This is a genomic window from Mesobacillus sp. (genome assembly GCF_047739415.1).
Taxonomy (GTDB): Bacteria; Bacillota; Bacilli; order Bacillales; family Cytobacillaceae; genus Mesobacillus.
On the sequence record NZ_JBIQOE010000310.1, the window covers coordinates 1 to 3,174 of the forward strand.

A 3,174-nucleotide genomic window follows, 5' to 3' on the forward strand; every position below is an offset into this window, starting at 1 on the left:
GTAGCACACTACACTTTGCAAGCAAAGTTTCATGTGCTCTGCGAGGCCTTTTGGCTTCGCCAAGCCATGCTGCAGCATGGCAAAAAACAAACCTTGGGCTTTGCCCAAACCCACTGGGGAACTCTTCCCCAGACCCCCTTATCGAACTCCCCAACCCCTCAATCCTTGAGGGGCTCCCTCGCCGGTAGGCAGGTCAAAAGGTGTTGCCTTTTGACACACCAAGAGGGTCTTGGTGAAGTGAGTCTATCAACTCCTTAATGCTCCCTACGGTCCGCTTACCGTTGACAGACGCCACAAGGGGCTCTCTCGCCTTTTTGAGAGGTTACCCCTAGTTAACCCCATAGAAAAGCAAAAGGGGCGCTTAGAAGCGCCCTCAATGCGAATAGAACTCTCTTGAACTTTGGTTAGAAGGTTATTTTATCACATTCATACGTTCTTTCTTTTTGGAAAGTCTAAATGTCAGAAAGGAGAATAAAATATGCGAAAATTTTTAATGCCTATTTGTATGGCGTTTTGCACGTTGTCACATGCTTATTTCACTCATTACTCCCAAGAAAAAGAACGAAAGAGAGGTCTTTATAGTGGTATTATTTTGACTATTGCAGGTTTAGGTTACTCTACTTTTCAAACTTTATTTATCATAAGGACTTTAAAAAAAGAATTTAAAAAGATGTGAAGCCTTAGGGCTTCTTTTTTTTGTACCCCTTGTTTTGGGGTGTGAGTGCTGGCTCGCCGTGTGGGGGCGAGACCCCACGGTTTTCATGCGTAGCTGAATATGGCATAAGGCAGACATTATGAACGGATGAACAGGCGGTTTTTGGCGGTACAATGGTCAGAGCAAGCCGACCCTCGGAGATCCTCGTTTTGGGTCTGTTCGGCTTGGCGATAGTCCAGCACCGCCAAAAAATGCGGAAGGCAAGGGGGAAAGGGTGGAGATTTTCGGAGCCGATAGGCGGAGAAAATACTACCCGAACCTTGCGTGGAGCATAGCCCTTATGTTTATAGAAAAGAGAAAAAAAAATAGGTTAATAGATTTCAAGTTGATATAACAAGGTTTATGAGCATTTTGCGTGTTCTATTTTTTCATAACATTTGTTCTAGTTTTTCATAACATTTGTTCTATTTTTTCTTGAACATTTGTTATGATTATGATAAATTTAGAACAAATAAGGGAGGGAATAAAATGCCAAAACAAAAAGTCGAAAACAAGGTGATTTATAAAGGAAAAAGAAGATTGCAAGACCTTGATACAGGAGAAATATTTGAAGCTGATGACTTAATCAAAAAGACTGATAGAAATGGCTTCATGATTACATACTTAACTGCAATAATTCAGCTTATAGACACATTAGGAAATAAAAAAATGCAAGTAGTAAAATACATACTTGCAAACATGGACAAATCGACTAACACATTAATCATTACAACAAGAGAATTAGCTAAAAAAAGTGATGTTTCATTACAAACCGTTGTAGAAACTTTAAAAACTCTTGAAAATGCTCAAATAATTGCTAGAAAAACTGGTGCAATTATGATTCACTCAAGTCTTATTCACCGAGGAAACAAAGGGAAAGAGCAGTATCTATTAGCTAGATTTCAAGAATGGGAGAAAGACGAGGAGGGGCTGGATATATAATTCACATATCCATCTCCATTCCTCGCTGATTCTCCCTTTGCGGTTTCTCTAATTTTTGAAGGGAATCCTGGACTAATTTATCTTGTCTGTCATCCAGGGCTTTTATATGACTAGGGGCTACATCTCTTATTCTTAAAAACGTCTTTACTCTATCAATTTGAGCATGTAAAACTTTCCCCACTCTTTCCTTAAAAGCCGAAAACTCCTTGCTGATCTGCATGAGTTTTTCCTTCAATTGCCCGTTCTCCGATTTCAATTCTCGATTCTCATTTTGGTAAGACCGGTTTTCTAGCTTCAGCGTATCTACCTCTTGTTTTAACTGCTTTTTCTCCTGCGATTGCTCATTAAATTTCCGAGCCAATCCATTGTACTTTTCTACCAGCTCGCCATATTGTTTTACAACATCATGTTGCTTTAATTTTTGCAGGGCTTTTTTCTCCGCTACTGAATCCAAATTTTCTTCGATGTCTTTATAGTTTTGTCGAATTTTATCTTGTCCTGTCTGAATATCTGATTTTAATTGCTGAACTTCTGTCTTAGCCTTATCTAACTCCTTCTGGAGAACCTCAGCCTTCTGCTGATAGACAACTCCATTCGTGGCATAATCTACTAGGCTTTTGTAGTCCTGCTCCTTCATGCCAACAAGTCCAAGAACCTTTTTCGCTTCAATGTTCTCAATCGCCTTCGTCTTGTCGTCAATCTCTTGAATATGCCCCATTGTCTGTTCATATTTCTCTTTAGCTTCTTGCTCCATCTGTTGGAACGTCAGAGCCTTATATTTGGCTGTCTCAACGTGTTTACGGTCTGATGAGACCCCTCGCTCCAAGTCGAAGCCTTCTCGCACCATATGGTCATGAAACTTATCTTGAAGCTTCACCAGTTGTTGCTTTTTACCGAAAAAGTCCTTTGCTGAAAGCCGACCATCTTCGGTGATCGGCACGAACCCGACGTGCATATGCGGTGTTTTCTCGTCTTTATGAACCATTGCATAAGCGATATTCTTTTCTCCGTATTCGTTCGCAAAAAACTCATAAGCTGATTCAAAGAATCGCTTTTCCTCTCGTTCCGATAGCTTTTGAAAATACTCGGAATCAGAAGTGACAAGGAAACTCGCCACCTTTACCGCATCTTTCCGAATGGCTTTGCCAGTCGTCACTCCTTCCTCAATCATTTTGTTGACCTTCTCGCTATAATCAATCGGTTTTGAATTGACCAAATCATAATTTAGATGTGAACGTAACCCATCAATATCACCATTCGTCTGACTCTCTTTTTCTCTCTGATTATGAATTTGAATGCCCTTAATGGCAGGTTGTTTTAGCTTCTGCATATGTAAAACGGCATAGCTCATTTTGGGGGTTCAGCTCCTTCTCGAAAAATGCTAGTTTAAGAGAAGTGTAGCACACTACACTTTGCAAGCAAAGTTTCATGTGCTCTGCGAGGCCTTTTGGCTTCGCCAAGCCATGCTGCAGCATGGCAAAAAACAAACCTTGGGCTTTGCCCAAACCCACTGGGGAACTCTTCCCCAGACCCCCTTA

3 protein-coding genes are annotated in these 3,174 nt (G+C 40.9%); 2 read left to right on the plus strand and 1 reads right to left on the minus strand.

What is annotated here, in order from left to right; translation table 11 throughout:
• The first annotated feature begins 478 nt into the window (after window positions 1–478).
• Complete coding sequence (locus ACH0QE_RS25350) at window positions 479–676, plus strand: hypothetical protein (protein ID WP_415803145.1); 198 nt, start codon at window positions 479–481, stop codon at window positions 674–676.
• Window positions 677–1,183: 507 nt separating this feature from the next.
• Window positions 1,184–1,636, plus strand: a complete 453-nt coding sequence (locus ACH0QE_RS25355; protein WP_087095669.1) for a replication/maintenance protein RepL — start codon at window positions 1,184–1,186, stop codon at window positions 1,634–1,636.
• A 1-nt stretch (window position 1,637) separates the two neighbouring features.
• Here the strand turns inward: ACH0QE_RS25355 and mobV are convergent, their stop codons facing one another.
• On the minus strand, window positions 1,638–2,987 hold the full coding sequence (gene mobV / locus ACH0QE_RS25360; RefSeq protein WP_087095668.1) for a MobV family relaxase: 1,350 nt from the start codon (window positions 2,985–2,987) through the stop codon (window positions 1,638–1,640).
• Between the last annotated feature and the right edge of the window lie 187 nt (window positions 2,988–3,174).

What these genes read in the sequence shown, in the direction of transcription:
- ACH0QE_RS25350 (WP_415803145.1), top strand. Translation starts at nt 479, where the DNA reads ATGCGAAAATTTTTAATGCCTATTTGTATGGCGTTTTGCACGTTGTCA.
- ACH0QE_RS25355 (WP_087095669.1), top strand. Translation starts at nt 1,184, where the DNA reads ATGCCAAAACAAAAAGTCGAAAACAAGGTGATTTATAAAGGAAAAAGA.
- mobV (WP_087095668.1), bottom strand. Translation starts at nt 2,987, where the DNA reads ATGAGCTATGCCGTTTTACATATGCAGAAGCTAAAACAACCTGCCATT.